Annotated in this window: 19 protein-coding genes; 13 read left to right on the top strand and 6 right to left on the bottom strand. The window is 33.5% G+C overall.

Translation table 11 applies throughout. The features are described from left to right. Positions 1 to 93: 93 nt before the first annotated feature. The 9 genes from ACZ098_RS13540 to ACZ098_RS13500 all read left to right on the top strand — a co-directional run bounded on the left by ACZ098_RS13540 (position 94) and on the right by ACZ098_RS13500 (position 9,085). Entirely contained in the window at positions 94 to 726 is a 633-nt protein-coding gene (locus ACZ098_RS13540) for a leucine-rich repeat domain-containing protein (protein ID WP_487312289.1), read from the top strand. A gap of 12 nt (positions 727 to 738) precedes the next feature. Next, the gene (locus ACZ098_RS13535; RefSeq protein WP_487312288.1) at positions 739 to 1,443 is read left to right on the top strand and encodes a TerC family protein; all 705 of its coding nucleotides are present in this window, start codon (positions 739 to 741) and stop codon (positions 1,441 to 1,443) included. Between the two features lie 3 nt (positions 1,444 to 1,446). Beyond that, positions 1,447 to 2,121: a TetR/AcrR family transcriptional regulator gene (locus ACZ098_RS13530; protein ID WP_487312287.1), complete on the top strand. Its 675-nt coding sequence runs from the start codon at positions 1,447 to 1,449 to the stop codon at positions 2,119 to 2,121. A gap of 2 nt (positions 2,122 to 2,123) precedes the next feature. Then, positions 2,124 to 3,788, top strand: a complete 1,665-nt coding sequence (locus ACZ098_RS13525) for a peptidase domain-containing ABC transporter (protein ID WP_487312286.1) — start codon at positions 2,124 to 2,126, stop codon at positions 3,786 to 3,788. Positions 3,789 to 3,793: 5 nt separating this feature from the next. Then, on the top strand, positions 3,794 to 5,140 hold the full coding sequence (locus tag ACZ098_RS13520; RefSeq protein ID WP_487312285.1) for an HlyD family secretion protein: 1,347 nt from the start codon (positions 3,794 to 3,796) through the stop codon (positions 5,138 to 5,140). Positions 5,141 to 5,251: 111 nt separating this feature from the next. After that, positions 5,252 to 6,640: a TolC family protein gene (locus ACZ098_RS13515; protein WP_487312284.1), complete on the top strand. Its 1,389-nt coding sequence runs from the start codon at positions 5,252 to 5,254 to the stop codon at positions 6,638 to 6,640. Between the two features lie 114 nt (positions 6,641 to 6,754). Then, complete coding sequence (map, locus tag ACZ098_RS13510) at positions 6,755 to 7,570, top strand: type I methionyl aminopeptidase (RefSeq protein ID WP_487312283.1); 816 nt, start codon at positions 6,755 to 6,757, stop codon at positions 7,568 to 7,570. A gap of 102 nt (positions 7,571 to 7,672) precedes the next feature. Next, positions 7,673 to 8,047 (top strand): GxxExxY protein, encoded by a 375-nt coding sequence (locus ACZ098_RS13505; RefSeq protein WP_487312282.1) that lies wholly within the window; start codon positions 7,673 to 7,675, stop codon positions 8,045 to 8,047. A 204-nt stretch (positions 8,048 to 8,251) separates the two neighbouring features. Beyond that, complete coding sequence (locus tag ACZ098_RS13500; RefSeq protein WP_487312281.1) at positions 8,252 to 9,085, top strand: class I SAM-dependent methyltransferase; 834 nt, start codon at positions 8,252 to 8,254, stop codon at positions 9,083 to 9,085. A 69-nt stretch (positions 9,086 to 9,154) separates the two neighbouring features. Here the strand turns inward: ACZ098_RS13500 and ACZ098_RS13495 are convergent, their stop codons facing one another. Beyond that, on the bottom strand, positions 9,155 to 11,965 hold the full coding sequence (locus ACZ098_RS13495) for a M16 family metallopeptidase (RefSeq protein ID WP_487312280.1): 2,811 nt from the start codon (positions 11,963 to 11,965) through the stop codon (positions 9,155 to 9,157). A gap of 164 nt (positions 11,966 to 12,129) precedes the next feature. On the opposite strand from ACZ098_RS13495, the gene ACZ098_RS13490 reads away from it, so the two are divergent. Further along, positions 12,130 to 13,377 carry a type IX secretion system plug protein gene (locus tag ACZ098_RS13490; RefSeq protein WP_487312279.1) on the top strand — a complete coding sequence of 416 codons (1,248 nt, stop codon included), beginning with the start codon at positions 12,130 to 12,132 and terminating at the stop codon, positions 13,375 to 13,377. A 66-nt stretch (positions 13,378 to 13,443) separates the two neighbouring features. Continuing rightward, a complete protein-coding gene (apaG, locus tag ACZ098_RS13485) occupies positions 13,444 to 13,830 on the top strand; it encodes a Co2+/Mg2+ efflux protein ApaG (protein WP_487312278.1) in 387 nt (128 codons plus the stop codon). Positions 13,831 to 13,881: 51 nt separating this feature from the next. Here apaG and pdeM read toward each other — a convergent pair whose 3' ends face one another. From pdeM to ACZ098_RS13465, 4 genes are all read right to left on the bottom strand, one after another. After that, entirely contained in the window at positions 13,882 to 14,520 is a 639-nt protein-coding gene (gene pdeM, locus ACZ098_RS13480; RefSeq protein ID WP_487312277.1) for a ligase-associated DNA damage response endonuclease PdeM, read from the bottom strand. Positions 14,521 to 14,543: 23 nt separating this feature from the next. Then, a complete protein-coding gene (locus tag ACZ098_RS13475) occupies positions 14,544 to 17,003 on the bottom strand; it encodes a ligase-associated DNA damage response DEXH box helicase (RefSeq protein ID WP_487312276.1) in 2,460 nt (819 codons plus the stop codon). Positions 17,004 to 17,112: 109 nt separating this feature from the next. Next, the gene (locus ACZ098_RS13470) at positions 17,113 to 18,714 is read right to left on the bottom strand and encodes an ATP-dependent DNA ligase (RefSeq protein ID WP_487312275.1); all 1,602 of its coding nucleotides are present in this window, start codon (positions 18,712 to 18,714) and stop codon (positions 17,113 to 17,115) included. Between the two features lie 11 nt (positions 18,715 to 18,725). Beyond that, positions 18,726 to 19,766: a ligase-associated DNA damage response exonuclease gene (locus ACZ098_RS13465; RefSeq protein ID WP_487312341.1), complete on the bottom strand. Its 1,041-nt coding sequence runs from the start codon at positions 19,764 to 19,766 to the stop codon at positions 18,726 to 18,728. Positions 19,767 to 20,022: 256 nt separating this feature from the next. Between ACZ098_RS13465 and pruA the strand changes: the two genes are divergently transcribed. Beyond that, on the top strand, positions 20,023 to 21,651 hold the full coding sequence (gene pruA / locus ACZ098_RS13460; protein ID WP_487312274.1) for an L-glutamate gamma-semialdehyde dehydrogenase: 1,629 nt from the start codon (positions 20,023 to 20,025) through the stop codon (positions 21,649 to 21,651). A gap of 163 nt (positions 21,652 to 21,814) precedes the next feature. On the opposite strand, the gene rsmG is transcribed toward pruA, so the two are convergent. Further along, positions 21,815 to 22,444, bottom strand: a complete 630-nt coding sequence (gene rsmG, locus ACZ098_RS13455) for a 16S rRNA (guanine(527)-N(7))-methyltransferase RsmG (protein ID WP_487312273.1) — start codon at positions 22,442 to 22,444, stop codon at positions 21,815 to 21,817. 108 nt (positions 22,445 to 22,552) lie between these two features. On the opposite strand from rsmG, the gene ACZ098_RS13450 reads away from it, so the two are divergent. Continuing rightward, positions 22,553 to 23,653 (top strand): fatty acid desaturase family protein, encoded by a 1,101-nt coding sequence (locus tag ACZ098_RS13450; RefSeq protein ID WP_487312272.1) that lies wholly within the window; start codon positions 22,553 to 22,555, stop codon positions 23,651 to 23,653. The last annotated feature ends 9 nt before the right edge of the window (positions 23,654 to 23,662 follow it).

Raw genomic sequence — 23,662 nt, 5'->3', positions numbered from 1 at the left:
GCTCAAATTATAATTAAAAGTTAAAGTTTCTTTATTGATAGTATTACTATCGAAAATGCACTTAATTTTGTATAAAAATTAAAAAATAGTGTTATGAAAAATAAATACCTAATTACTGTGTTCCTATTGTTCTTAACAAACATTCTGTTTAGCCAAGTTATTGGTCAAGAAAAAGAATTTACCTCGTTGCAAGAAGCATTAAAAAATCCAGAAAAAGTATACAAATTAAATTTAAGTAACCAACAAATTAATCTTACTAATGCAGAATGGGCGAAGTTTATAAATCTAGAAAAATTAACTTTAAAAAACGACCATTTACTTGAGTTACCAGTGGGTATAGTTAATTTAAAAAAGATTAAATATTTAGATATTAGTGGTAATGATTTTAAAACATTGCCAAAAGAATTTAGCGCATTGGTAAACTTAGAAGAGTTGTACTTAAACAACGAAAAAAATATCGATTTACCAGCAACACTTTCAATTTTAACTCAACTTCCAAAGTTAAAATCGTTGCATTTGGAAGAAGATAATCTCACCATTTTACCTTCTGAAATTTTAAAATTTAAGAACTTAGAAAATCTATACTTAAATAAAAATAAACTTGTTGAAGTGCCAAAACTAGAAGCATTAGATCATTTACAATATCTTGATTTAAAAGACAACAATATCAATACAAATTTGCAGGAAATGAAAAACTTAAATTTCGGATTTAAAGTTAATTTTTAAAAATATACTATTATGATTGATGCCATTGTACCCTTACTTTCTTTAATTGCATTAGAAGTAATTTTAGGAATTGATAACATTATTTTCATCTCAATACTTGCCGATAAGCTTCCAGAAAGTCAGCGAAATAAACTGCGTTTTTGGGGAATAGGTTTGGCAATGGTGATGCGACTGGCGTTGCTTGCTTTTATTTCGTGGATTTTAAAATTAGACAAAACTTTGTTCTCATTATTTGAAATTGACTTTACAGGAAAAGGAATAATATTGATTTTAGGAGGACTATTTTTGATATACAAAAGCACCAAAGAAATTTATCATAAAACCGAAATTTCTGAAAACAATGAAGATTCCTTACCTAAACAAGGCAGTTTTGGTAAACTATTAGGCGAAGTAATTCTTCTAGATTTGGTTTTTTCAATAGATTCAATTATTACAGCAGTAGGAATGGTTAGTGAACTTTGGATCATGTACACTGCAGTTGTAGTAACTGTTGTTATTATGCTTATTGCTTCCAAACCTATAAGTGCTTTCATCTCTAAACATCCATCGTTTAAAGTCTTGGCATTGTGCTTCCTTATGATGATTGGTGTATCGCTAATTGCTGAGGGTTTTCAATTTGAAATACCAAAAGGATACATCTATTTTTCTATGGCATTTGCCTTTTTAGTTGATATTATTCAAATGAAAACTGTTCCAAACACAAATACCAATAAATAACCAATGCAAAATATTTTATCTAACATAATTATTTCGGTAAACGAAAAGCTCTATGTCAAAAATCCTGAAACATCTGATTTAGGAAAAAAAATCATAGAACAAAGTATATTGTTAATTGATGAGGTAGGATTTGAAAACTTTACCTTTAAAAAATTAGGAGAGAAAATCAACTCTAATGAAAGTTCTATTTACCGATATTTCGAAAGTAAACACAAGTTGATGTTGTATCTTTCTTCATGGTATTGGGGTTGGATGGAATATAAGTTGGCTTTTGCAACCAATAATATTGACAATCCATTGGAACGCCTTAAAAAAGGAATAACCATTGTAACCGAAAAAGTAGAAGACGACAATACTACCTTACACATCAACGAAGCAATTCTTAACCGAATAATCATTCAAGAATTTACCAAAACATTGCTTACCAAAGAGGTTGATGAAGAAAATAAAGAAGGTTTTTTTCTTGTTTACAAGAGAATAATCAACAGAATTATTGAAATGATTACAGCCGTAAATCCTTCCTATCCTTTTGCCAAAAGCTTAGCCTCATCAATAGTAGAAGGTGCATTGCATCAGCATTTTTTAAAAGACCATCTTACTACTATAACCAACTGTAATGAGGTTGTTTCTCCAACCGATTTCTACATCAATTTAATTGATAATGTATTAAAAAAATAGCCATGAATCAAACACCTCTACAACGATTTTACAATCTGTTAAAACTAGATAAAAAAGATGTATATCAAATATTTTTCTATGCCATTTTTGCCGGTATAGTGAGCCTTTCGCTACCATTAGGAATTCAAGCCATTATCAATTTAATTCAAGCCGGGCAAGTTAGTATTTCTTGGGTTGTTTTGGTTGTAATTGTAGTGGTAGGAGTTGCATTGGTAGGAATTTTATCACTCATGCAACTGCGAATAACCGAAAATTTACAACAGAAAATCTTCGTTCGTTCCTCTTTTGAATTTGCCTATCGATTGCCAAAAATCAAGTTTGCTGAATTGTACAATCAATACCCACCAGAATTGGCCAACCGTTTTTTCGATACAATATCCATCCAAAAAGGAACATCTAAATTATTAATTGATTTTTCAACAGCATTTTTACAAATACTTTTTGGTATCATTCTGCTTTCGCTTTACCATCCGTTTTTTATATTTTTTGGAGTATTACTTGGCTTGGCACTTTATGCAATATTCAAGTTTTCATACAATTCTGGATTGGCATCAAGTTTAAAAGAATCGAAATACAAATACAAAGTTGCAGGCTGGTTGCAAGAAATAGCTCGAAATAATTTTAGTTTCAGAAAGCAAGAAAATTTTGATTTTGCTCTACATAGAAACAATTCGTTAGTCGAAGAGTATACTAATTACAGAGAAAAGCATTTTAAAATCATGAAAAGGCAATACACTCAGTTAATTGTTTTTAAAGTTGTGATTACTGCTGGTTTATTGTTTATTGGTGGTTATTTGGTGCTCAACCAACAAATGAATATTGGGCAGTTCGTAGCGGCCGAAATCATTATATTATTAGTAATTAACTCGGTAGAAAAAATCATTATCGGATTAGAAAGTCTGTACGATGTTTTGACTTCTGTGGAAAAAATAGGACAAATCGTAGATTTAAATATAGAGGAAATTTCCAGTCAAACCCATGATTATTGTTTTACTAACATCTCTATTGAAACAGAAAACTTAACATTCAAATTTCCAGATTCGCCAGATAACGTGCTAGAAAAAATAAATTTGAAAATAGAACCATCAGAAAAAATTTATTTAGAAGGTGATAATGGCTCTGGAAAATCAACTTTAATGCGAATTTTATCAGGTTTCATTCAACCAACCGTTGGCTCATTTTTCATCAACGACGACACCTATCGTAAAATTAATTTAGCGCAATACCGTTCACATATCGGCACAATTCTTCACGACGAGACGCCTTTTGAAGGTACAATTTTAGAAAACATTACCTTCAATAATCCATTGGTTACGCATGATGACATAAAATGGGCTATTGAAAGCGTAAAGTTGGGAACATTTATAAAATCACTTCCTAATGGTTTAGATACTAAAATTTTCCCAGATGGAAGACAATTGTCATCGTCCAATGCACAAAAAATATTACTTGCCAGAAGTATTGTCAACAAACCAAAAATTTTATTTTACGAAGATCCTTTGGATAAAATGGATGAAGAAGCAACCAATGAAATTATCGATTTTATAACCGATCCTAAAAATAAATGGACATTGATAGTTTCGTCTAAAAACGAATATTGGAGTCAAAAATGCAGCAGAAAAATAACAATGCAATACGGAAAAATAATTGCTGATTTTAAAAACTAAAGGCCATGCTAAATATTTCTAAAAAAAATCCAATTACCGAAAACATTGAGCAATACAGCACGGTAAAAAATTTAACGAACAGACCACATTATAAAATATTAAACAAAATCATTTTATACGTATCCATTTTTGGAGTAGTAATTTTATTTCTTCCTTGGACCCAAAATATTTCAGGTTCTGGAGCGGTTACCACTTTAAAGCCCAACCAACGACCTCAAACCATTCAGTCGGCAATAGCGGGACGAATAGAAAAATGGTACGTTCAAGAAGGTGATTTTGTTAAAAAAGGCGATACGATTTTGTTCATTTCCGAAATTAAAGAAGATTATTTCGATCCCAATTTAGTTCAAAACACTAAAAGTCAAGTCGATGCCAAGAAAATGGCTGGCGAATCCTATGGCGGAAAAGTAACTTCGCTTTCGGCTCAAATTAATGCTATTGAAAACGAACGAGTACTAAAACTACAACAAGCGCAAAACAAAATTCGTCAAGCAGTTCTAAAAGTACAAAGCGACAGCATGGATTTAGAAGCGGTGAAAACTCAAATAAAAATTGCCAATACACAATTCAATCGATCGGTAACGTTAAACAAAGAAGGACTAAAACCACTTACCGACGTCGAAGAAAAAAGGTTAAAATTACAAGAAGTAGAAGCCAAAATCATCACACAAGAAAACAAACTTTTAGGCAGTAAAAACGAACTCATAAATGCTAAAGTTGAAATAAATAGAATTAGCGCAGAATACGCCGAGAAATCGTCCAAAGCCAGAAGCGATCAATTCACTGCGTTAAGCAGCCAATACGATACCGAAGCGCAAGTAAACAAGTTGCAAAATCAATATGTAAACTACCAAATTCGAAACGGAATGTATTACATAAAAGCGCCACAAGACGGTTATGTAAACCGCGCCATTCAATCGGGACTTGGCGAAACTATAAAAGAAGGAACACAAATTGTAAGCATCATGCCTTCGAAATACGATATTGCAGTCGAAACTTTTGTTTCAGCAACCGATTTGCCGCTTATTCACAAAGGCGAAAAAGTCAGAATTTGGTTCGACGGTTGGCCTACCATTGTATTTTCGGGTTGGCCCAACATGAGTTACGGAACGTTTGGAGGCAAAATTGTAGCCATAGAAAATTTCATCAGTACCAATGGAAAATTTAGAGTGCTCATTGCGCCAGATAAAAATGAAGACGCTTGGCCAAAACAAATCAGTATTGGTTCTGGCGCGCAAACACTAGCACTTTTAGACAACGTGCCAATTTGGTTCGAATTATGGCGAAAGCTCAACGGTTTTCCTCCAAATTATTACCAGCCAAAAGCGGAAACAGCTAAAGAAAAAAAATAAATTATTCAGGAACAAATGGTTCGGGCATCGCAACAATCCCTATTCCTGCTGTCCGTCATGCACGGCATTTCCTACCATCAGGGTTAGATAATAAGCTAAAGGTCACTAAATATGAATTTCAAATCACTATTAATCATACTATTCACCACTTGGGTTTCGGCACAAGAAAAAAATCTTAAAGAACTCACTTATAACGAGTATTTAGGATATGTGAAAAAATACCATCCCATGGTTAAAAGCGCTAATCTTGAAGTTTCAAGCGCACAAGCCAATTTAATGATGGCACGCGGTGGTTTTGATCCCAAAATTGAAGTAGATTTTGATAAAAAACAATTTAAAGATACCGAGTATTATTCGCTTTTAAACAGCAGTTTCAAAATTCCAACTTGGTATGGTATCGAAGTAAAAGCAGGATTTGAAAACAACGATGGAATTTATTTAAATCCGCAAAATACAGTGCCAAATCAAGGACTAACTTCATTTGGAATCAACATACCATTAGGTCAAGGATTGTTAATTAATCAGCGAATGGCCGATATACGAAAAGCCAAAATCCAAATCCAATTAAGCCAAGCCGAACGAAAATTGCAAGCTATAGAAGTGCTTTACAATGCTTCGGTTGCGTATTTTAATTGGAAACGGAACTTCAGCGAAGTACAATTGTATACCGACTATTTAAAAAATGCAGAAGTACGTTTTAATGGTGTAGCAAGTTTAATTAAAAACGGAGACAAACCATCAATAGACAGCGTGGAAGCTGGAATAATTGTAAGAAATAGAAAACTCAATTTAGAAGATTCTCAATTAAAACTGATGAAATCTAAATTAGAACTATCCAACTTTTTATGGTTAGAAAACAATGTGCCGCTAGAATTACAAGATACTATAACTCCCGAGCAAAATCTTGAAAATACCATCAAAGAAACATTAAAAACGAATGAACTTTTGGTAGAAACAATATCAATAGAAAATCATCCTAAAATTAATTCTTTGCAAAGTAAATTGGGTATTTTAGAAGTCGAACGCCGCTTAAAAGCCAACAGTTTATTGCCTAAAATAGATGTAGGTTACAGTTATTTATCCGAACCTAGTTATTTGAATGATACCAATTTCGATAATTATAAAGTTGGCGTGAATTTTAGTTTTCCATTATTTTTAAGAAAAGAACGTGGCGGATTGCAATTGGCTAAATTCAAAATTCAAGACACGCAGTACGATCTAGATTTGGAGCGCGTGCAACTAAAAAACAAAATCAGCGCGCAACAAACCGAAATCAATTCGCTAGAACGACAACGAAAATTAATAGCTGATTTGGTTACAGATTATACCACCATGTTGAGTTCAGAAGAACGATTGTTTTCGTTTGGTGAAAGCTCAATTTTCTTAATTAACTCGAGAGAAAATAATCTTGTAAGTTCTCAATTATCAGAGTTAAGTTTGGAAAATCGTTATTTAATTTCGAATGCCGAACTGTTTAAAATCATGGCCAATCCAGATTAATTTCAAAACTAAATCTGTTATTCCTGACTTGTAATTGATGGTGAATTTGATTTTTAACATTGAACTTGTCATTGCATTTGAATTTGTATCTTTGCATTTCGAAAAATTAGAAAAATGATTATTCCAAAAACAAGAGAAGAAATTGAATTAATGCGCGAAAGTGCTTTGTTGGTTTCTAAAACATTGGGTGAAATTGCAAAAGTTATTAAACCAGGTGTAACTACATTACAATTGGACAAAATTGCCGAAGAATATATAAGAGATAATGGTGGTGTTCCAGGATTTTTAGGGCTGTATGGTTTCCCAAACTCGTTGTGTATGAGTCCGAATGCGCAAGTAGTACATGGAATTCCAAATGCCACTCCATTGCAAGAAGGCGATGTTATTTCGGTAGATTGTGGTGTTTTAAAAAACGAATTTTATGGCGACCATGCCTACAGTTTTGAAATTGGCGAAGTAGCTCCAGAAGTAAAAAGATTGCTTCAAGTTACTAAGGAAAGTTTGTATGTTGGAATCAGAGAATTCCGCGCAGGTAATCGAGTGGAAGATGTTGGAAATGCCATTCAGAAATATTGTGAAGAGCGTGGTTATGGTGTAGTTCGTGAACTTGTTGGTCACGGATTAGGAAAAAAAATGCACGAAGATCCCGAAATGCCAAACTATGGAAAAAAAGGTCGCGGAAAACTATTTGTAGAAGGAATGGTTGTTGCTATTGAACCGATGATCAATATGGGGACAAAAAACATCAAGCAATTAAAAGACGGTTGGACCATTCTAACAGCCGATGGAAAACCAAGCGCGCACTTTGAACACGACGTTGCTTTAATTAACGGAAAACCAGAAATTCTATCAACTTTCAAATACATTTATGATGCTTTGGGAATTGTAAGTGATGAGGAGAATGAGTTTAGAAATCATTATACTTTTTAAAGTTTACACGAATTTCACGAATTTTCACGAATTTGTATTGTGTTAGATTTCACAAATTAAAAAAAATAATACACGCCGAAATCGAAATAATTATTATGTGCCATGAATGAAATTTATTTAAAAGAAGAGGTTTTTAAAATTGTTGGTTTGTGTATGGAAGTGCATAAAATTTTAGGAAAAGGTCATAGCGAAGTTGTTTACAAAGACGCATTAGAATATGAATTTAAACTGAACAGCATTACTTTTGAAAGAGAAAAAGAATATAAAATTCAATATAAAGACATTATTTTACCTCGAAAATATAATGCAGATTTTGTAGTTTATGATGAAATTATATTTGAAGTAAAAGCAATTTCGCAATTAACGATAAGTGATACAAAACAAACACTAAATTATTTAGCTTCTTCCAAAAACAAACTAGGATTGCTAGTGAATTTTGGAGAAGACAGTTTAAAATATAAACGAATTATTTTATAATTCAGATTTTACAAGATTTTCACGAATTTTCACGAACTAGTAAGTTAGAAATATTGCTAAGTTAGAATTAAACCGAAGTATAAAAATTCGTGTAAAAAAATAAAACGAAGTTTTAAAATTGGTGAAATCTTAAGTCAAATTCAATTCGTGCAAATTCGTGAAATTCGTGTGAAAAAAATAAATTTCGTTTGAAAAAGCAAAAAAATGAAAAAACTATTCAAGTTCATATTAAATACAATTCCAAGACCAATTTTAATTCGATTGAGTATTGTAGTGCGTCCAATTTTAGCTTTTCTATTAAAAGGAAATCGTTTTACTGATCCAATCGACGGGAAAAGCTTCAAAATGTTTCTCCCTTACGGATACGGAAATCAGCGAAATAATGTGCTTTCACCAAGTACATTATCTTTAGAAAGACACCGTCTACTATGGATTTATCTACAAAATGAAACTGATTTTTTTCAATCTCACCTTGATTCAATCTCTTCTAATAAGCAATCTAAAAGTATTAAATTACGAGATACTGAAACAAGTTCAGCATTAAAAGTATTGCATTTCGCACCAGAACAAGAATTCTACAAACGTTTCAAGAAGCAAACTAATATCGATTACACAACAACCGATTTACTGTCGCCTTTGGCTGATGTAAAAGCTGATATTTGTAATTTACCTTTTGAGGATAATCAATACGATGTAATTTTTTGCAACCACGTTTTAGAACACATTCCAGACGATACTAAAGCGATGCAAGAATTATACAGAGTTTTAAAACCTGGCGGAATGGGGATTTTTCAAATTCCTCAAGATTTATCGAGAGCAACTACTTTCTCTGATGATTCTATTGTAGATCAAAAAGAGCGAGCCAAAATCTTCGGGCAATACGACCACGTTCGTGTTTATGGAAGAGATTATTTTGACAAACTAAGAAGCATCGGTTTTAGAGTTATCGAAGAAGATTATACTTCTAAACTTTCACCAGAATTAGTCGAAAAATATTGTTTGGCGAAAGGCGAAATTATCCCAGTTTGTTTTAAATAATTCAGACTTAAAAAAACAAAACCCTGTTAACTTTTACATTAGCAGGGTTTTTAATTTTAAAAAAATCTATTATTTCGTTTCTGGCATTAAAATCCCAATAACTTTATCTTTGGTTAGATATTTTTTAGCTACATCCTGAATTTCTTTAGCTGTAACACTATTGATTCTTTCTTCCATTGACAAAACTTCCTCAGCAGACGATGAAAACGTGTAGGCTTTTGTGAAATTACTCAACCAAAATCTGTTTTCTTTGCTGTCTTTTTTATAGTCAGCAATTTCTCCTTCTTTAAATTTGGCTACATCTTTTTCATCTGGACCTTTGTCAATAATTTTTTGTAGTTCATTTAATGCAGAAGCTGTTAATTTCTCAGCATTTTCTGGTCCACACGGGAAACCAATATTAAAATTATACGATCCGTTCGGCACTTTATTCATACTTCCTCTTGCAGAAACTCCATATACGCCGCTTTCATTTTCTCTTAATTCTTCAATTAATTTTATTGTAAGAACTTCACCCAAAGCTTGGATTGCCATGGCTTCTTTAGGCGAATAAGTTGCATCACCATAATACATAATGGTTACATTACTTTTAGGATCTGAACCTTTATTAACTACTTTTTTCAAGTCGCCTTTTAGCATTCTTATTCCTAAATCCACAGCTTTTTCCTTAGTTGTATTTGATGGTAATGAAGCGATATATTTAGCCGAAAATTCTTCCATTTGTTTATCATCTATATTTCCAACAAAGAAAAATTCGAAATCGCCTGCGTTAGCAAAACGTTCTTTGTATTTATCATAAGCCAATTTATAATCGGTTGTTGACCATGTTTTTTCATCTGGGAAAATTCCGATGAATCTTGGATTATTTTTCATCAAATAGCCATAAAATTCTTGTTGAAAGAATACATTAGGTTGCGAAGATAAATTCTTGAAAAAAGCGGATTGTTTTTGTTTGTAACTTTCAAAAGCTTCATTGTCATAATTTAAATCGGTCATGTAAGCATGTGTCATTTGAAATAAATATTCTAAATCTTTAGGAGTTGTGCTTCCTCTTAAGCCTTCGGTAACTGCGCCTATATATGGCGATACATTTGCAATTTTACCCGACATGAATTTGTCAATATCATTTTTCTTCAATCCAGAAAAACCTGCTTCGGTTAAGCCACCATTAGCAAATTGTACTTTTTTCATATCATCGTTGCTATATAAATTAGAACCTCCAAAGCTTAGCGCTTCCATTAAAACTTCATCGTTTTTAAAATCGGTTTTTTTATACGTCACTTTTGCACCATTTGACAAAATTAAAGTTGTAGTTCCAAGTTTGGCATTTGCTTCCTTTTTTACTACTGAACCTGCTTTTATTTCTTTTCTAATCAAACTTGAAGCAACAGCCGTTTCTTTATATGCAGTAATATCAGAATCGTCAGCATTTAAAATGGCTATAATATCAGCTTCACTAGCTTTTTTCAAACCTTCTTTTTCTGGACCAGTTAATAATACAAATCGGTTTTCGTCTCTAATGAAATTTTTAATCAAGCTATTAGTTTCAGCTAATGAGATGCTTGGAATCATTTTTTTTACTGCTTCAAATTCCCATTCAATTCCTGGCGCAGGAACATTTTCCAAGAAGTAAGATTGATATTCGGATACAAAACGCTCAGAGTTGGTTTTATCTTTTTCGTTAAATGTTCTTTCATAATTGGCAAGAACGTCAGCTTTCGCTCGGTCCAGTTCGCTTTGCGTAAAACCGAATTTCTTAGCTCTATTATTTTCAGTTACCAATACTTTTAACGCTTCCAATTGTTTGTCTTCAGAGGTCATTGCAAACGATTGATAGGCTTCTTTAGTTCTTGCAAATGTTCCACCGTGATACGAATATCCATATACAAATGGCGGATTTGCAGCGTTAGTTAACTCTTGCAATCTATTATTTAACATGGTTGTAAATAAACCTTTTACCAAATCTTCACGATAATCATTTACCGTTATGGTAGGTTTTGGCTTTTCCATATCATTATAAAGAAGTTGCACTTGAGCGTCAGACGATTCTTTGTCAGTTTCAATACTTACAAATGTTTCTTTATGATTTGGCACTTCATAAATTTTTCGTGGTTTTGCATTTTTTGGATTAGCATAATTTGCAAAATGGGTGGTTATTTTCTTTTCCATTTCGGCTACATCAATATCACCAACAACAATTACCGACATTAAATCAGGACGATACCAATCTTTATAAAAGCTGATTAATTTATCGTAAGTAAACTTTTCTAATATTTCTTTTTTACCAATAGGAAGGCGTTCTGCATACTGCGAGTTGTACATCATTTTTGGTAAATATCGATCCATCATGCGCTTGTCTGCACCAAGACCAAGGCGATATTCTTCAAGAACAACGCCACGTTCTTTGTCTATTTCTTCTGGAGTTAAATTAGCATTGAACGCCCAATCTTCAAGTATTTGAAATCCTTTTTCAACTTTTTCTGGACTATCCGATGGAATCGGTAAAAAGTAAACCGTTTCGTCAAAACTTGTATACGCATTTAAATGTTGCCCAAATTTTACTCCAATACTTTGTAAATAATCTACCAGTGCATTTTTAGGAAAACGTTTTGTTCCGTTAAAACACATGTGCTCCATAAAGTGAGCCAAACCTCTTTGCTCATCGGTTTCTAGGATCGATCCTGCATTGATAACCAATCGCAAATCGACTTTCTTTTCTGGTTTTGCATTTTTTCTAATGTAATAGGTCAAACCATTTTTAAGTTTACCCGTTCTTACATTGGAATCAAAAGGGATTTTAGAATCACCTTTAAAATCTTGTGCTACTAATGATAATGGAAAAACCATTAAAAAAAGCACTGCTTTTTTAATTTTTTTCATGGGTGTAAGTTTATTTGTACTAAATGTATTACATAACACAAAATCAGTTGCTTTATTGTAAAATATTTAACATAATTTTATAAACCAATAAAATATAAATATAGTCTTGCGTTATAAAATAAATTTAGAATAGTACTATCTTTACATTTATAAAATTAGACTTAATGATGCAAAAAATATTTTTACTATTTTGTTTTCTTTCTGCAGTAATAGGTTTTTCTCAAGAAACTGAAGTAAATCCACCGTATCACATTAAAACAATTTCATTTGTTCAAAGCGGTCAAAATGCAATTCCTATTTTTCAACTTGGCGATACTTTTCAATTGCAGTTTGACGATTTGCACGGTACCGAAGACAATTATTATTATCATATAACACATTGTGATTACAACTGGAAGCAATCGCAGCTTTCTATAAATGAGTTTCTAGGTGGCTTTAATGATCAAAGAATACTTACTTATACTAATTCGCTAAATGCGTTACAAATATATTCTCATTATAAAATTTCATTTCCCAATCAGTTTACACAGTTGAAGGTAAGTGGAAACTACATGATTTCTATATTAAATGAAGATAGGGAAGTGGTGTTTTCAAGAAAGTTTATTGTTTTTGAAGATTTGGTAGCTGTACCAATGCAAGTAAAAAGAGCAAGAAATGTTAAAGATATTGAGTTCAAACACAACCTAGAGTTTTCGATAAAATCGGCCACAATTAATTTTCAAAGTCCGCTAACAAATGTGAAAGTTTTGCTTTTACAAAACGGAAAATTTAATAATGCTATTTACAATGTCAAGCCCATGTACACAATTGGGAATGATTTAATTTATAAATACGATACAGAAACCCAGTTTTGGGCTGGAAACGAGTATTTGTTTTTTGAAAATAAAATAATTCAAGCGGCTAATAACAGTATTTCAAGAGTTGATTCGGGCGGTGGATTGTACAACTGTTATTTGTACAATAATCAAGCAAGAAAAAATCAACCTTATACCTACTTTCCAGACGTTAATGGTAATTTTTTAATAAAGAATGCCAATGCAGAAAACAGTGAAATCGAGGCCGATTACGCCTGGATTTATTTTACTTTGAGCGCTCCAAGTTATTTTGGTAAAAAGAATGTTTATGTAACCGGAATGTTTAATAATTATGCATTGTCTGATGAAAACAAGATGGAATATAATGAAAAGAAAGCCATTTATGAAAAAGCAATTATGATCAAACAAGGCTTCACTAATTTCGATTATACAATTTCAGATCCAAAAGGAAATCTTGATGAGGAAAATGCAGTTGATGGTAATTTTTATCAAACAGAAAACAACTATTTTGCATTGGTGTATTATAGAGAAAATAACCAACGTTACGATCGAGTAATTGGAAAAGGAATAGCAAGTTCTACTAATATTATTAATTAGAAATTAGTTAACATTTAAAAACATTTGCGTTTTTAAAAATTTTGTAACTTTACGAAAATTTTTATAATGGTTTCTCAAATAACAAGAGGCATAAAAATATCAGTAATCACTAGTTTTGAAGGTACTTACTTTAAAAACTATAAGATTCACTATGCTTTTTCTTATGAAATTACTATTGAAAATCATAGCAAGGATTCGGTTCAATTAATAACGCGTCATTGGGAAATTTTCGATTCGCTAAACGACTTAGAAATTGTTGATGGAGAAGGTGTTATTGGTAAAAAACCAGTTATCAAACCAGGCGAATCGCATACGTACAGTTCGGGATGTTTACTTTCTTCACCACATGGTGCAATGAGTGGATTTTTCAACATGGTAAATTTTACTTCTACAAGAAACTTTAAGGTAATTGTTCCTTCCTTTAAACTCAATGCGCCGTACGCATTAAACTAATTCCAAGATTTTTTTTGAGTTTTATTTGAGTTAGCTGGTTAAAAATTATACTTACGATGTCATTGCGACTTTAAAAACTGCATTTTTGGTTACAGCATAAACCACATCATTTTCAGTTGGAATCAAATAATAATTTCCTGTAAATTCGCCAAATGCTGGCAAAATTAGTTGCTGCGGTTTATTAAAAAAACAAGGAAGTTTCAAGTATTGTTTTCCAATACCTTTAAGTTGAATTCCGGGATGAATGTGTCCGCAGAAATTAAAAAAATTCTTTCGTTCAGAAGGATGATGTGTTAATAGGAAATCTTCAATGATTAGTTCAGAATAAATTTTCATGCCTAAATCTTCATAATTTTCTTTGTCAATAATATCATGATTTCCTTCTACAAGTATAACTTCTTGAGAAATTTCTTTGGTCCAATTGGCAAACAAATTCCATTCTTTGTTGATTTTGCTATGAAATAAATCACCTAAAAAAATAACTGTTTCGGGTTTGAAAAGTTCTAAGACAACATTCAACTTTGTGAAATTTTCAAAAATGGCATCGTTTGGAATTGCCATTCCGTGTTTTCTAAAATGCGCTACTTTTCCTAAATGCACATCAGATATGAGAAGTATTTTTTTCGTAATCCAAAAAATACAACCCGAAGCATGCAAGGTAAAATGTTGATGATTTATTGTGATATCCATTGATTAATAAAACTAATTGCTTCTTATTTCAAGTAGCTTGCTGTCATTTTTTTTATTCGTTCTTCTAATGTCTCGCTTGATAATTTTTCTCGTAATCTATCGGTAATGATAGGAAAACTAAACGGTGTTGGTTTTTGACATTCTTTCCAAACTATTTCTTGCGAGTTAATTCGTTCCAAAGCCGTAATCAAGCGTCCTTCTTCCAATTGATGTTCAAATGTTTCGGTGTAGGCTTGTTGCAAAAGTAAATTGTCGGGTTCAAAATCTCTAAAAACTTCAAACAAAAGTTGGGAACCACTTTGTAAATGCTTTGTTTTTATGGGTTTTCCGGGCATTCCTGTAAAAACTAATCCTGCAATAACCGCAATATCTCTAAATTTTCTTCGCGCCATTTCGGTTGCATTCAAGCTTTTCTGTAAATCATGATGTATATATTCTGGCGAAAATAAATCATTATCAAAAACCGCTTGCATAGCAATTTCTTGGTCAGATAGCAATTCAAAACCATAATCATTATACGCTATCGAGAAGCTAATTGGTGTTAGCAAACTTATTCTATACGACAAGATACTCGCCAGCGCTTCGTGTACAAACCGACCTTCAAACGGATAAAATATAGCATGAAAACCTTCACGAGTTTTGAAAGTTTCTATTAAAAATTGATTGGCATTAGGCACAATACTTTCTCGCTTTTGTCGCTCAAAAATCGGTTGCAGCGCTTTTAATTCGGGAGTTAATATTCCCAGTGAAACGTTATACAATTCTTCTCGCAACAATTCACTCATTTGTGCCGAAAAGGTCATTCTTCCACCCATCCAACTTACGGTTTTCGAGTTTTTTTTGAAATCGGCCTTTCGAACTAAAACATTCATGTTTTTTATAGCATAAAATTCCAGTTTTTTTCCTGCAAATACAAAGGTGTCACCACGAGTTAATTTCGAAACAAACCATTCTTCGATCGAACCAATATATCCGCCGCTTAAAAATTTTACATTCAATACCGCATCACTCACAATTGTACCCACTTGCATTCGGTGATGCATGGCAACCATTCGGCTGTTTATTTTAAACAAACCATCAGCCTCAATTTCAACTTTTTTATATTCGTCATACGCTTGCAAACTTTGACTTCCGTGCGAAATAAAGTTCAAAATCCAATTCCAATTTTCAACAGAAAGATTTTGAAAGCAGAAGGTTTTTTGTACTTCCTGATAGATGACATCAGGAAAAAAACCATCCGAAACCGCCAATGTGTTTAGATACTGAATCAAAACATCGTAACTATTCAAATACGGAATTCGATCTTCAACAATCGTTTCGGCAGCCGCTTTTTTAAGCGCCGATGCTTCAATTAATTCCATCGCGTGGGTAGCAAGAAAATAAATTACACTTTCTTTTCCGGGTTGATGACCGCTTCTTCCGGCGCGTTGCAGAAATCGAGCCACACCTTTTGGACCGCCAATTTGAATGATGGTTTCGACTGGAGCAAAATCAACGCCCAAATCCAAACTTGACGTACAAACTACTACTTTTAATTCTTCGTTTTTAATGGCGTTTTCAACCCAAATTCGTGTTTCTCTTGCAATACTTCCGTGATGCATGGCCATTTCGCCTGCAAATTCTGGAAATTTTTCTAGAAGTGCTTGAAACCAAATTTCACATTGCGCGCGTGTGTTGGTAAATACTAAAGTTGTTTTACTTTTTCTAATGATTTTTGCTACATCATCAATAAGATGCAAACCCATATGTCCACGCCAAGGATAGGTTTCCATTTTGTCTGGTAAAATCGATTTTACAGTAATTTTTTTATTAATTACCGCTTTAATTAAAACCGAATTAGCAAGCGACTCGGACTGATTTCCTAACAAAACTTCTTGCGCCAATTCAAGGTTTCCAATGGTAGCTGAAATTCCCCAAATTCGCATTTTTGGAACAATTGTTTTTAGTCGAGATAAGGCCAATTCCATTTGAACACCTCTTTTTGTTCCGAGAAGTTCGTGCCATTCGTCAATTATAATTGCTTCACAATCTTTAAACGTTTTCTCGTAACCTTTGGTAGCTAATAGGAGTTGCAAACTTTCTGGCGTAGTAATTAGCAAATCGGGCATTTTGCTTTTTTGCTTCGTTCTTTCGCTCGCAGTTGTATCGCCTGAACGAATTCCGACAGTCATTTGTGTTTCTAAATCGGCCGCCACTTTTTCGGCCGCTTGTTTTATTTCTACCGAAAGCGCTCGCAAAGGTGTAATCCAAATGGCTTTTAATCCGGGTTTGTGTTTGGTTTTGTAATCTGGGTTCTTCTTGATGTAATTTAAAATTATTGGAAACCAAAGCGCGTAGGTTTTTCCGCTACCTGTTGGCGCGTTGAGCAAACCGTTTTTACCTTGTAAAAATGCCGTCCAAGTTTGAGTTTGGAATGGAAAGGGTTTCCAATTTTGATTTTGGAACCAGTTTTCGGCAATTTTATATAATTCTTCTCTATTCATTTTTTTATGGCACCGGATTATTTGGATTTTAAAGATTTATTTTAAAGATTTTAAAAGCTTAGAAACTCAGCAACTAAGAAACTCAGCAACGTAAAAACTTAAAACTCCATCACAAAATCATACTTTTCAAATCCTCAATAGTATTAGCTTCTTCAATTTTTTTATCGTGTCGCCATCGCAAAATTCTAGGAAATCGTGTTGCCACGCCACTTTTATGTCTTTTGGAAAGTGCAATTCCTTCAAAGCCAATTTCGAAAACTAGATGAGGCGTCACACTTCGTACTGGGCCAAATTTATCAATTGTATTTTTCTTTATAAAATCATCTACTTGTCTGAATTCGACATCGGTTAAACCAGAATAGGCTTTGGCAAATGTGACCAACTCTTTTGCTCCATTTTCATTAGTTTGCCATAGTGCAAAAGTGTAATCGGTAAATAAATTACTTCGTCGTCCGCTTCCTCTCATAGCGTAAGTCAAGACTGCATCGATTACTAAAGGTTCCAATTTCCATTTCCACCAATCGCCTTTTTTTCGTCCAACTTGGTAGGTTGAATTTTTATGCTTGATCATCAATCCTTCACTTCGCATTTCTCTGGCACGCATTCGTTCCTCGGCAATTTCATTCCACGAAGAAAAAACTTTTCTTTCGGATAATTGGATTGGAAGATTTTTATCCTTTACGGATTCAAGTAAATTCTCAAGCAAACTTCGTCGTTCTTCATAAGGTGAATTTCTGATGTCTTTTCCTTCCCATTCCAATAAATCATAGGCTTTGAGAATTACTGGATTGGATTTTAATAGTGCTGCAGAAGTCGTTTTTCGTCCGATTCGAGTTTGTAAATCATTAAACGTACCAATTTCATTATTTGGATACGCTAAAATTTCAGCATCGATTACCGTTCCGTTTGGAATAATTCCGACGAAAGATTGAAATTCAGGATATTTATCGGTTACCAATTCTTCGCCTCTTGACCAAACATAAATTTCATTTTCACGAATGATGGACTGCGAACGGATGCCATCCCATTTGTGTTCTACCGACCAATCTTCTGGATTACCTAAAGTCGAAACTTCACCTTCAATGGGATACGCTAAATAAAAAGGATACGGTTTGGATAAATAATCGCTGCTTTTTTCGTCTAAAATCAATTCCTGAAAAGTTATCTTATCGGGATTCCAATTTCCCATTAGTTTGTACGCTAAAGCGTCTTCATCGACATTTTCTGCTTTAGATAATGCTCTAGTCATCAGTTTCTGACTGACACCAATTCGGAAACTTCCTGTGATTAATTTGGTGAAAACAAAACGTTCGTAGTAATTCAATGCCAACCAATTTTCTTGTAGATAGGCTTTTTTCTCCTCGTCAGTTTTCTTTTTTAACGCTATAATTTCCTGTAAATATTCGGTTAAACTCTTATCAGAATGTGTTTCCGTTGTTGGAATTATCAGTGCAATAGTTTCGGCTAAATCGCCTACAATATGATAACTTTCTTCGAACAACCACATCGGAATGTTCGCCAATTCATTTGCCCAAAGGCGCAACAATGTAGTGTTTACAGGTCTTGGCGGACGACGATGCGAAAGAATTGCAATAGTCCAAACTTTGTCTTCAGCAGAAGCATTCCTAAAATATTCGGTTAATGCATCAACTTTTACGGTCGTTTTGTTAGAACTGTCTAATGCTTTTATAAGTTCAGCAAAGTTTCTCATAGTTACCGAAGTTAATTTTCTAGTTCTTTTTCTGTTTGTTCAATATCACTTGCTTCTGCAACTTCACCTTCATCGCCTTCGTATTGTGTTTTTTCAGTTCGTGCATCGTAACCTAATTCTCGTAAATATCTGGAAAAAACATCGGTATAACCGTGTGTGCAAATAATTTTTTCGGCACCAGTCGCTTTTACACTTTCTAATAAGGATTGCCAATCGCAATGATCGCTCAGTACAAATCCTTTATCAACAGCACGACGTCTTCTTGCTCCACGAAATGCCATCCAACCACTTGCTGAACCAGTTACAAAAGGTGTCATTTTTCTTATCCAAGTACTTCCGTGAGCGCTTGGTGGCGCAAGTACAATATTTCCAAGTAAATCTTCTTTTTTGGTTTCTCTTGTAACCAAAGTGGTTGGCGGAAAATCCACCATCGGTCGAAGAACATTGGTCATGTTTTCGATTGCGCCGTGCGTGTATATTTTTCCGATATCGGTATCTAAATACTTTAATAATCGTTGTGCTTTTCCCAAGGAATATCCAAATAATATTGAAGTTTTTCCTTCGGCATGATTTTCTGACCACCAATTGTTAATATTTGTCATTACTTCGGCTTGAGGTGTCCATTTAAAAGCTGGCAATCCAAAAGTACATTCTGTTATAAAAGTATTACATTTTACAACTTCGTAGGGAACTGAAATTCCGTCATCCTCGGTTTTATAATCGCCAGTAAAAACCCAAACTTCTCCTTTGTGTTCGACTCTTATTTGTGCGCTTCCAATAATATGTCCGGCAGGATGAAGCGAAAATTTGACATTATTGATTACGAAAGTTTCATTCCAATCTTTTCCTGTAACATTTATGGCTCCCAAGCGATGTTTAATAATTGGCACATTGGTGTGGTGCGTTATATAATTCTGATGTCCGTAACGAGAATGATCGGCATGACCGTGAGTAATAATGGCATTTTTTACAGGTCGCCACGGATCCAAATAAACATCGGACTGCTGGCAATAAATACCTTTGTCGCTAAATGCCAATAACGGAACGCCCATAGTTTTAAGTTTCAATAAAATTACTATTACTGCCAACATTTCAAAAGTAATTGTAATCAATTTAACTATTGTTATACTTTGTTTTAATTAAATTATCAAATTTCTACTTTTTGCCAATTACATAAGAAATATTCAAACGAACCTTTGTACTTTTGTATAAATTAAATAATTCGCAATTATTTAAAGTTTTTAATCAATAAATTTATTAATTATCACTCGTAGGCGTGCCTAACTGAGCGAATCTAAATTCAAATATATGTTAAAAGGATTTTTTCAAGTACCTAAAGCTGTAAACGAACCAGTAAAATCGTACGCTCCAAATTCTCCAGAAAAGGCAGCGGTTTTAGCCGAATATAAGAAAATGTGGAATGAAACTATCGATGTTCCATTGTATATTGGTAGCGAAGAAATTCGCACAGGAAATACCAAAAACATGTCGGCGCCACACGACCACAAACATGTTGTAGGAACTTATCATTTGGCCGAAAAAAGTCACGTTGAAAAAGCAATAGCCAATGCTTTGGAAAGCAAAACCAAATGGGCAAATATGGCATGGGAACAACGTGCAGCCATTTTCTTAAAAGCAGCCGAACTTATTGCTGGACCTTATCGTGCAAAAATAAATGCTGCAACAATGATTGCACAATCTAAAAATATTTTTCAAGCAGAAATTGATGCATCATGCGAATTGATTGACTTTTTACGTTATAACGTAGAGTTTATGACTCAGATTTATGGTGATCAACCGGCATCAAATTCAGATGTTTGGAATCGATTGGAATACCGTCCGTTGGAAGGATTTGTGTATGCAGTTACACCTTTTAACTTTACAGCAATTGCTGCAAATTTACCAGCAAGTGCTGCAATGATGGGAAATGTTGTTGTTTGGAAACCAAGTGACAGCCAAGTTTTTTCTGCAAAAATAATCATCGATGTGTTTAAAGAAGCTGGTGTTCCAGATGGTGTTATCAACGTAGTGTTTGGTGATGCTCAAATGATTAGTGAAACTGTTTTTGCAAGTCCTGATTTTGCTGGAATTCATTTTACAGGATCGACGCATGTTTTTAAAGACATTTGGAAAACAATTGGAAATAACATTCATCAGTATAAAACTTATCCAAGAATTGTAGGTGAAACTGGTGGAAAAGATTTTATTGTGGCGCATCCTAGTGCCAATGTGAAGCAAGTGGTTACCGGAATTGTTCGTGGTGCATTTGAATTTCAAGGTCAAAAATGTTCGGCAGCATCAAGAGCTTACGTTCCTAAAAGCTTGTGGAGCGATGTAAAAGAACAACTGATAAAAGAGGTACAATCTTTAAAAATGGGTTCGCCAGAAGATTTTAGAAACTTCATCACCGCAGTAATTCACGAAGGTTCTTTTGACAAATTAGCAAGCTATATCGACCAAGCGAAAAAAGATGCCGATGCCGAAATTATTATTGGAGGAAGCTACGATAAATCGGTTGGATATTTTATTGAGCCAACGGTTATTGTAACAACAAATCCAAAATATACCACAATGGAAACGGAACTTTTTGGACCTGTTATGACGATTTATGTTTATGAAGATAAAAAGTGGTCGGAAACCTTGAAATTGGTTGATGAAACTTCAGAGTATGCTTTAACTGGTGCAATTTTCAGTAAAGATCGTTACGCAATTGAAGAAGCCACAATAGCGTTGCAAAATGCTGCTGGAAATTTCTATATCAATGATAAGCCAACTGGTGCTGTTGTTGGAATGCAGCCATTTGGTGGAGCAAGAGCGTCTGGAACTAACGACAAAGCTGGTTCGGCACTGAACTTATTGCGTTGGGCTTCGCCGAGAACAATTAAAGAAACATTCGTAACTCCTGAGGATTATCGTTATCCATTTTTGGGAGAATAATTTTTAGTCGAAAGACGAAAGTCTTAAGGTCTTAAAGTCTAGATATTTTAAAGCCGAATCTGCATAAGATTCGGCTTTTGAATTTTTATTACTTTTTTTTACGACTTTACGACTTTACGACTTTCGACTTTATGACTTTAATGACTTTATGACTTTAATGACTTTACGACTTAAACTTCAAAGGCAAATGTACAACTTTCTTAGTTTCAAAGAATTCATCACTGAAAAACTCTGAAATATTATATTCTGTAGCTTTTGGAAAATCTTTTAACTCTTCGGTTAAATCGCCACCTTTTAAATATAGAATTCCGTTTTTAAGTTCGTGCTTGTTCGTTTTTTTAATCTTATCGTAAATCCAAGAAACAAAATCGGGCATGTTGGTTACGGCGCGACTTACAATAAAATCGTAATCGCCTTTTACATTTTCAGCTCTAATTTGTTCGGCTTTTACATTTTTTAATTCTAAACTTTCAGCAACAGCTTTAACCACATTTATCTTTTTCAGAATAACATCTATCAAATAAAATCGCGTTTCTGGAAATAAAATCGCTAACGGAATTCCCGGAAAACCACCACCAGTTCCAACATCCAAAATATAAGTCCCTGGTTCAAAAGGTTGAATTTTTGCAATTGCTAGGGAATGTAACACGTGTTTGGTGTACAATTCATCAATATCTTTTCTCGAAATCACATTAATTTTGGCGTTCCAATCTTGGTACAATTCGTTTAGTTTTTCAAATTGCTGCTTCTGAATATCGGTTAAATTTGGAAATTGTTTTAGAATTTCTTCCATGATTTTAAATTTTTGACAAAAGTAAACAATTTACAAACGTTATTTTTTGATTAATTAACACTTGTGCAATCTGAATAATATTTATATTTGTAAAAATTATATCTTTTTATGAATACAACAATGCCAACTTTCTCTAAACAAGATAGTTTGAAGTTCTTTAGAACATTAAATTCTCGGGTTAATACTTACTTCAAAGAGAATAAAATTGAAAAAACAGGCAACTGGAAATTACATTTAAAAACTGTTATTTTATTTACTGTTTTTCTTACACCTTATTTTTTAATTATCACGCTAAACGAAATGCCTTTTTGGGTATTCTTGTTGTTATCAATAGTAACTGGAATCGGAATGGCCGGAATTGGAATGAACGTTATGCACGACGGGAATCACGGTTCGTACTCTAACAAATCTTGGATTAATAAATTCATGGGTGGAAGCATCTATATTTTAGCAGGAAATGTGTACAACTGGCAAGTGCAACACAACGTTTTACATCATACCTACACTAATATTCACGGTCATGATGAAGATTTGGATGCTGGTAGAGTAATCCGTTTTACACAAGAAGCAGAATGGAGACGTTTTCATAAATTTCAACATTATTATTCGATTTTCCTTTACGGATTACTAACGTTCAATTGGGCAATAACAACCGATTTCAAACAAATGAAAGCTTATTTAGGGCGAAAATTATCTTATGGTGAAGCCAAAAGTCCAAAAATTTTATGGACAACTTTAATTATTACCAAAATAATTTACTTTTCAATTTGGTTAGCCATTCCAATGATTTTAGGAATTGTATGGTGGCAAGTTTTAATCGGATTTTTCGTAATGCATTACACTGCCGGTTTGATTTTGAGTATCGTATTCCAATTAGCACATGTTGTTGATGAAACTACCAATCCTGTTCCAAATGAAGATGGAGAAATGGAAAACACTTGGGCAATTCACCAATTATACACCACAGCCAATTTTGCTCCAAAAAATAAAATTGTAAATTGGTTCACAGGCGGATTAAACCATCAAATTGAACACCATATTTTTCCAAACATTAGTCACGTTCATTACGGTAAAATTGCAGAAATTGTTAAGGAAACGGCTAGAGAATGTAACTTACCTTATCACGAATTCAAAACAATGAGAAGTGCGGTTATTGCACATTTCAAACACCTAAAAGATTTAGGACAAAAACCTTTGCTTTCAGCATAATAAATTAAT

The organism is Flavobacterium sp. SP2 (assembly GCF_057626655.1).
The sequence above is the reverse complement of the archived record's forward strand: the minus strand, read 5'-3'. Positions and strand labels throughout refer to the sequence as shown.

Coding starts and splice junctions, on each gene's coding strand:
- ACZ098_RS13540 (WP_487312289.1), top strand. CDS start 94: ATGAAAAATAAATACCTAATTACTGTGTTCCTATTGTTCTTAACAAAC.
- ACZ098_RS13535 (WP_487312288.1), top strand. CDS start 739: ATGATTGATGCCATTGTACCCTTACTTTCTTTAATTGCATTAGAAGTA.
- ACZ098_RS13530 (WP_487312287.1), top strand. CDS start 1,447: ATGCAAAATATTTTATCTAACATAATTATTTCGGTAAACGAAAAGCTC.
- ACZ098_RS13525 (WP_487312286.1), top strand. CDS start 2,124: ATGAATCAAACACCTCTACAACGATTTTACAATCTGTTAAAACTAGAT.
- ACZ098_RS13520 (WP_487312285.1), top strand. CDS start 3,794: ATGCTAAATATTTCTAAAAAAAATCCAATTACCGAAAACATTGAGCAA.
- ACZ098_RS13515 (WP_487312284.1), top strand. CDS start 5,252: ATGAATTTCAAATCACTATTAATCATACTATTCACCACTTGGGTTTCG.
- map (WP_487312283.1), top strand. CDS start 6,755: ATGATTATTCCAAAAACAAGAGAAGAAATTGAATTAATGCGCGAAAGT.
- ACZ098_RS13505 (WP_487312282.1), top strand. CDS start 7,673: ATGAATGAAATTTATTTAAAAGAAGAGGTTTTTAAAATTGTTGGTTTG.
- ACZ098_RS13500 (WP_487312281.1), top strand. CDS start 8,252: ATGAAAAAACTATTCAAGTTCATATTAAATACAATTCCAAGACCAATT.
- ACZ098_RS13495 (WP_487312280.1), bottom strand. CDS start 11,965: ATGAAAAAAATTAAAAAAGCAGTGCTTTTTTTAATGGTTTTTCCATTA.
- ACZ098_RS13490 (WP_487312279.1), top strand. CDS start 12,130: ATGATGCAAAAAATATTTTTACTATTTTGTTTTCTTTCTGCAGTAATA.
- apaG (WP_487312278.1), top strand. CDS start 13,444: ATGGTTTCTCAAATAACAAGAGGCATAAAAATATCAGTAATCACTAGT.
- pdeM (WP_487312277.1), bottom strand. CDS start 14,520: ATGGATATCACAATAAATCATCAACATTTTACCTTGCATGCTTCGGGT.
- ACZ098_RS13475 (WP_487312276.1), bottom strand. CDS start 17,003: ATGAATAGAGAAGAATTATATAAAATTGCCGAAAACTGGTTCCAAAAT.
- ACZ098_RS13470 (WP_487312275.1), bottom strand. CDS start 18,714: ATGAGAAACTTTGCTGAACTTATAAAAGCATTAGACAGTTCTAACAAA.
- ACZ098_RS13465 (WP_487312341.1), bottom strand. CDS start 19,766: ATGGGCGTTCCGTTATTGGCATTTAGCGACAAAGGTATTTATTGCCAG.
- pruA (WP_487312274.1), top strand. CDS start 20,023: ATGTTAAAAGGATTTTTTCAAGTACCTAAAGCTGTAAACGAACCAGTA.
- rsmG (WP_487312273.1), bottom strand. CDS start 22,444: ATGGAAGAAATTCTAAAACAATTTCCAAATTTAACCGATATTCAGAAG.
- ACZ098_RS13450 (WP_487312272.1), top strand. CDS start 22,553: ATGAATACAACAATGCCAACTTTCTCTAAACAAGATAGTTTGAAGTTC.